Below are 7,290 nucleotides of genomic sequence, written 5' to 3' on the forward strand. Positions count from 1 at the left end.
AATTAGAGAGTTACTTATTCATGCACAATTTCGATTAGTTCTCGATAGATAGATTTACACTATCAGTCAGAATTAATCGAACTGCCAAATTCAACGTCAGACCGAAAAAGCTCCGGTCTCCACTAATGATCTTGATTTGAAGGTGATTGAAATTCCACCCATTGAGTGGATTTCCTTAAACTCCTCCATGCTATATATACGTTCCGAATCGGAAAGCATACCCACATTTTTTGAGAATGTGAATCCAGTCATGAAAGAGCATAAACGTTTTTGAACCCTCATCCTGACAGTACCGAACATGGCACCGATCAGCTCAATGAAAGCACCCTTACCACTACGTCCTCATATTTATACATAGTGTGACAACGTTTGGCACGGGTATATATATGAACACATATTTGCACATAACACAAGATATATATTTATAGAGGAGCCCCTTAAACGATCGACCTCAAATATAGAAATGATAATCGAAAATATAAAATACATCATTCAGTTACTATAGACGCAAACATCATTGGCCCTACATACATATACACTAACGAAAAAGTAGTACCACCCACATCACACAATTACCATATCATTAGGATTCGATCAAAATGAAAGTTAGCAAACCAAGGGGAACAAGGGACTTCCTACCAGAAGAGACCGCTCGCAGGAGAAATGTCGAGAACATAATGAGACAAGTGGTCAACAAATGGGACTACAAAGAAGTTATCACCCCCACCTTTGAGAATCTGGAGCTATTCACCCTCAAATCCGGTGAAGGAGTTATCGGAGAACTCTATAATTTCAGTGACAAAGGTGACAGGAACATGGCACTACGTCCTGAACTTACCGCGCCGGTCATGAGAATGTACGTCAACGAAATGCAGGCAACCCCAAGACCACAAAAACTATTCTATTTCGAGAACTGTTTCCGTTACGAAAGACCACAAAAAGGAAGGTTCCGAGAATTCTGGCAATTCGGCGTAGAAGTTATCGGCAGCAACCGCCCTGACGCAGATGCCGAGATAATTGCCCTTGCAACAACCATGCTCAACGCAGCAGGCATCAAAGGAGACCTTCACGTAGGCCACCTGGGAATAATCCGCCACATACTCAAAGAGCTCGAACCCGATCAACAAAGCAAGATAATGCGCCTCGTAGACAAAAAGGATGATACCGGACTTGAGGACTACTTTGAAGAAATAAACACCCCGGTAGAGCTTAGAAGAAACCTACTGGAGCTTATCTGCGTCACAGGCACAGATGCAATAGCAAAAGCAAGGGAAATAGTAGGGGACATAGAAGAAATAGACAAATTCGAACAGCTCCTGACATTCCTCGACGCATACGAGATCGATTATTCCATCAACCTTGGCATAGCAAGAGGCCTTGACTACTACACCGGAATGGTCTTCGAAATATATGCAGAAGGACTTGGCGCACAAAATCAGGTATGCGGCGGAGGCTCATACCAATTGATCTCACTATTTGGCGGCGGAGATGTACCATCCACAGGATTCGGACTTGGATTCGATCGCATAATGGAAGTGTGCGAAATAATACCCGATAAGCAGAAGAGCGTAGTAATAATAGCTACCGATGAAACACGCACCGATGCCATAAAGGTCGCAACAAGCATGAGGAAGGAACTGACCGTCTACCTGGACATCATGCAGCGCAACTTCAAAACACAACTATCCCATGCCAACAACATTGAAGCAGATTACGCAGTCATAGTCGGAAAAAAAGAGATCGAGTCAGGAAAACTAACTGTGAAGAACATGGAAACAGGGGACCAGTCACAACTAACACTGGATGAGGCCATTGAACTAATAAAGAACAGTTAAAGACATAATGCAACCCAAAAAAAGAACATTCACAAAGGACGAGAGGGCAGACGATTCCCTGCCCCTTCGTTTTACGATAACAGCCATACTGGTCCTGCTGATAATGGGGCTTGCCATCACCGCAATAGCCGACCTGAAGGAAAAAGCGAATGAAGATATCGCACTCATAGAGATCAGTAAACTCATATCAACTCAGAACAGATATATTTCCGTGGCGCAGGATCCACAATATATATAGACATAAAGATCCCGGATGACGTGACCATGCACATGGGAGCCAGTTGAGGGATATCCGCTCAAAAGCTCTATCTCGGTCGGCATCAAGCCGCCAATAGATACAGTAAAACAAAGTTCAAGGGTGACACTGCCAACAAATAACAGACCATCAAAAAGCTACTTGACGGATACAATTAACGACACAACCCTCACGACACATATCAACTCCCCGAACACAACTAAATTCGGCACATATTATGATAGTTTCAACAAAACTATCGATGCTACCGCACTGTCATCAGCACAGATGATACCCCATACAGCGTACCCTTTTGAATTCAACAACAACACAATAACAATTACAGAACAAGAGATGGTCCGAGCCAACCAAAAGAATATTGCGAACTACCTAAAAAGCAGCATGGCAGAGGAGATAAATAACACAGTATCCCAAATGGCAAATATCAATGATATCAATAAGACCAGACAACTCAGGGATGATCAGATGGAGTCCATATATAATAAGGTCAATAAAGGATATGTTGATATCACCCTATCCATGTGGTGAGCAAGACAATAACCTTTATATTAAATGTCAAGCGTATTAAGGTCACTTCGCCAAAGTACCGATTCAAGTTAATGTTCCCAACGTTCCTTTAACTTGAGCACAAACTCAAAACAATAATATATTTAATATCACATTATAATTATCAGGAGGAATGCTATGGCTAAAATGCATACCCGTACAAAAGGAAAATCCGGTTCAACAAAACCGATCAGATCAGAATCACCAGCATGGTCCACAACAACAACAGAAGAGATCACAAAGGTAGTACTTGACCTCTGGAAACAGGGCAAGTCTACAAGTGTTATTGGAATGGTACTCAGAGACAACTACGGTGTACCTGATGTCAAACTCGCAACAGGAATGAAGGTAACAGACATCCTGAAAGACAACAGCGAGGAACCAAACGTACCTGAAGACCTCTACAACCTTATCGTAAAGGCTATCGGATTACGCAAACACCTTGTAGTTAACAACAAGGATGTACACAACAAGAGATCATTGCAGTCAACTGAATCAAAGATCAGAAGGCTCGTCAAATACTACCAGTCCGCAAAGGTACTCCCAATTGACTGGAAGTACAAACCAGAAACAGCAGAAATGTTGATCACAAGATAAGTGGCCTGGCCACTCTTGTGAATTTATTGATGTTCGGCTCATGCCGATCATCCATCTACTTTTTTTTACATTTGTTTATATTCTTTCAACCATTAATACCAGATAACGTCCTATTCATATCACCATTCCTGTAGACAGACCCTCTTATAATCCTTAGCACTCTTGCCATTAACATAGATCCAGCCATACGAATTCAGTTGAATCCTTAAAGATTCCCATAAATCCCTAAAAGGCAAGATATAAATTCTTAGAATGACCTATAAAAGTCATGAAAGCTGTAATCTTGGCTGCCGGAGAAGGACTACGTTGCAGGCCACTCACACTGACACGTTCAAAGGTCATGCTGCCCGTTGCAAATAAACCAATAATCGAGCATGTAATAGACTCGCTCGCAGAAAACGGGATAAAAGACCTCATAATTGTGGTAGGTTATGAGAGAGAACGTATAATGGACTATTTTGAAGATGGCATTGATTTTGGAATAAACATAACATACGTCCACCAGAAAGCACAGCTTGGAACAGCACATGCCATAAAGCAGGTTGCAGAACTTATGGAAGAGGAGGACGAAACAATCCTTGTCCTCAACGGTGACAATGTAATAGAAACAAAAACCATCAAAGACCTCCTCGAAAATTACAACGGAAATGCGACCATATTAACAGCGAGAAAAGAACATACTCGCGGATATGGCGTCATCGTTTGCGATGGCAAAAAAGTAAAGAAGATAATTGAAAAACCCACCTTTGAGATCAGCCATGTAGTAAACACAGGCATATACATGTTCGGCCAGGATATTTTTGAAAGGATCGAACAAACCCCCATATCCCAAATGGGAGAATATGCAATAACAGATACATTGCAACAGATGATCGATGATGGCATCCAGGTGGATTATGTGATAACAGATTCACTATGGCGTGATGCCGTATTTTCATGGGACATATTAAAAGACAATTCAATGGTCCTTGACAGGTACAAAGACCATGAAATAAAAGGTACTGTTGAAGAAGGTGCCATAATTCGTGGAAACGTCAGTATTGGAAACAACACGATAATAAGATCAGGATGTTACATCGTGGGGCCTGCCCTTATCGGAGACAATTGTGAAATAGCACCAACGGTTGTCATCCTCCCATCTACAACAATAGGGGACAACGTGACCATAAGCTCATTCTCCCACATACAGAACAGCATCATAATGAACAATACACGGATAGGAAACCATTCACACATAGCCAACTCCGTGATAGGAATGAACAATTCCATTGGACCTTACTTCATCACAGAGGACAAAGAGAACCTCAAGATCGAAATGGAAGAAGAGATACAAACTGTCAATAAACTTGGGACCATCACAGGCGATGACAACATAATAGGCCACCGAGTACTTGTCAAAGCCGGAGCAATGATTTCATCGAACTGCAATATCGATTCAGGAAAGATCATATCCCGGAATTTGCCTGAAAATTCCATTGTTGTCTAAGGAGTAGCAAGATGTGCGGAATTATAGGATATGTAGGAACACGGGACGCTGCCCCCATATTAGTAGAGTCATTGAAAAAACTTGAATACAGAGGTTATGACTCTGCAGGCATAACACTACTAAATGAAAATATAACTACATACAAGACCATAGGCAGAATAAAAGATCTTGAAAAAATACTTAAGGACGACATAAAAGGAAACATCGGTATCGGACACACTCGCTGGGCCACACATGGAGTACCAAGTACAGTCAACTCCCACCCACACAACTCAGGCGATATATCCGTAGTCCATAATGGGATCATTGAGAATTACCTGAACATAAAAGAACAATTACAAAAAGAAGGATATAAGTTCCTCTCTGAAACTGACACAGAGGTCATTGCACATCTGATGCATTCAAAATTATATGGCAGTGCAAAAAATACCGAAAAGACATGCGACCTATTCACTGCGCTTCAACAGACATTAAAAGAATTAGAAGGATCATATGCCATCACCACCGTTTGTAGCAGTGAACCTGATACCATGCTGGCAGCCAGAAAAGATAGCCCTCTGATAATAGGCATAGGCGATGGTGAATACTACGCAGCATCTGACGTTACAGCTTTTCTAAGTCACACAAAAAAGGTCGTTTTTGTGGATGATCTGAACCTCGTTAAAATGCAGCCAATTGGAGTTGAATTTTACGACATCGATGGAAAGTTGATAGAAAAAGAAACAACTACCATCGAATGGGATATCGAAGCAGCAGAAAAAGCAGGCTATGACCACTTCATGCTTAAAGAGATACACGAGCAAGCGACTTCAGTGCACGACACGTTCGCAGGAAAGCTGTCCGAACTTGACGGTTCGGTCAATCTGGAAGAATTGAACATATCCGACGAAGAGATCAGGAATATTGACAGGATAGAGATAATTGCCTGCGGTACATCATGGAATGCAGGACTCTTAGGAAAATACTTTTTTGAGAACTTTGCCGGAATACACACTGATGTAGACATCGCCTCAGAGTTCCGATACGGCAATCCAATAATGAGAAAAAATGTCATCTCAATTGCCATAACACAATCCGGTGAAACAGCAGATACACTTGCAGCCGTCAAAAGCTGCAAAGCCTACGGTTGTAGTTCCATTGCCATCACCAATGTTGTTGGCAGCAGCATAACAAGAGTTGTAGACAGCGTCCTATATACAAGAGCAGGGCCAGAGATAGGGGTTGCCGCCACAAAGACGTTCACAGCCCAGCTTATAGTGCTTTACTTACTTTCCATACGCTTTGCAAGAGCCAGAGGAACTATCAACACAAATGAAGCGAAGGACCTGCTGATAGAACTTAAAAGGATTCCGGGAAAGATACAGAAGATATTGAACCGCAAAGCAGAGATTCGCGAATGTGCTGAGATCTTCGCAGAAGAGAGGGATTATTTCTTTGTTGGAAGAAATGTGAATTATCCAGTTGCACTGGAAGGTGCACTAAAGCTCAAAGAGATATCATACATACATGCCGAAGGCTTTGCCGGCGGAGAATTAAAGCACGGACCACTGGCCCTTCTTGATGAGGGAACCCCTGTTGTCGCAATTGCTACAAAGGGGCATGTCTATGACAAGATATTGAGCAACATAAAGGAAGTAAAGGCAAGAGAAGCCAGGGTCATTGCCGTAGCCGAAAAAGGTGATACTGAGATAGAGAAATATGTTGACCATGTGCTGCGCATTCCACCGACACATGAGATGCTTGCACCAATACTGTCATCCGTTGTACTGCAATTGCTTGCATATTATACCGCCCTTGCAAGAGGATGCTCTATAGATAAACCGAAGAACCTTGCAAAAAGCGTAACTGTTGAATAAGAAAAAATGGAGCTATCATATGAAATTATTCGGATCATCCGGAATAAGAGGAATTACTAACAAGGAAGTAACACCAGACCTTGCCCTGAAGGTAGGTCTTGCACTCGGTAAGACAAAAATGAGTGCAGTTGTAGGCCGTGACCCGCGCATTGCAGGAGAAATGATAGAACATGCCATCATTTCCGGTCTTCTTTCAGCAGGCTGTGATGTCGTACGGATCGGAATGGTCAGTACACCAACCCTTGCATATGCAACAAAGGACTACGATTGCGGAGTAATGATAACTGCATCCCATAATCCCGCAGAATATGTAGGAATAAAGTTATGGAATCCCGATGGTATGGCCTTTGATTCTAGCCAGCAGGAAGAGATAGAGGACTGTATAGAGAAAGAAGATTTTGAACCTGTCAGTTGGGACAAAATAGGCAATGTATCAGAAGATGCGAATGCAATCCGACAGCACACCAACATGATACTGGAGAATGTCAAAAGGTCATCAAAGCGTGTTATCATTGACTGCGGATGCGGTGCAGGTAGCACGATATCTCCATATGTGCTTCGTAAAATGGGCTGTGAGGTCATCACCCTTAATTCCCAGCCTGACGGTTACTTCCCGGCACGCAATCCTGAACCCAACGATGCGAACCTTACACTGCTCAAAACAGCCGTAAAAGAATTCGGTGCGGACATTGGTATTGCACAGGACGGCGATGC

General features: G+C 42.5%; 6 protein-coding genes and 1 pseudogene. All 7 read left to right on the plus strand.

What is annotated here, in order from left to right; genetic code table 11:
- The first annotated feature begins 599 nt into the window (after nt 1–599).
- Complete coding sequence (gene hisS / locus QAS77_RS09010) at nt 600–1,835, plus strand: histidine--tRNA ligase (protein ID WP_250868460.1); 1,236 nt, start codon at nt 600–602, stop codon at nt 1,833–1,835.
- A gap of 7 nt (nt 1,836–1,842) precedes the next feature.
- On the plus strand, nt 1,843–2,073 hold the full coding sequence (locus tag QAS77_RS09015) for a hypothetical protein (RefSeq protein WP_250868459.1): 231 nt from the start codon (nt 1,843–1,845) through the stop codon (nt 2,071–2,073).
- A gap of 120 nt (nt 2,074–2,193) precedes the next feature.
- Nucleotides 2,194–2,619 carry a hypothetical protein gene (locus QAS77_RS09020; RefSeq protein ID WP_305065059.1) on the plus strand — a complete coding sequence of 142 codons (426 nt, stop codon included), beginning with the start codon at nt 2,194–2,196 and terminating at the stop codon, nt 2,617–2,619.
- Between the two features lie 156 nt (nt 2,620–2,775).
- Nucleotides 2,776–3,234, plus strand: coding sequence for a 30S ribosomal protein S15 (locus QAS77_RS09025; protein WP_250868454.1), 459 nt, complete (start codon nt 2,776–2,778; stop codon nt 3,232–3,234).
- Between the two features lie 268 nt (nt 3,235–3,502).
- Nucleotides 3,503–4,720: a bifunctional sugar-1-phosphate nucleotidylyltransferase/acetyltransferase gene (gene glmU / locus QAS77_RS09030; protein ID WP_250868453.1), complete on the plus strand. Its 1,218-nt coding sequence runs from the start codon at nt 3,503–3,505 to the stop codon at nt 4,718–4,720.
- Nucleotides 4,721–4,731: 11 nt separating this feature from the next.
- Nucleotides 4,732–6,576, plus strand: a complete 1,845-nt coding sequence (gene glmS, locus QAS77_RS09035) for a glutamine--fructose-6-phosphate transaminase (isomerizing) (RefSeq protein WP_305065060.1) — start codon at nt 4,732–4,734, stop codon at nt 6,574–6,576.
- 19 nt (nt 6,577–6,595) lie between these two features.
- Nucleotides 6,596–7,290, plus strand: a pseudogene (locus QAS77_RS09040) (phosphoglucosamine mutase); the annotation flags it as partial.

The organism is Methanococcoides sp. (genome assembly GCF_030594565.1).
Taxonomy (GTDB): Archaea; Halobacteriota; Methanosarcinia; order Methanosarcinales; family Methanosarcinaceae; genus Methanococcoides; species Methanococcoides seepicolus.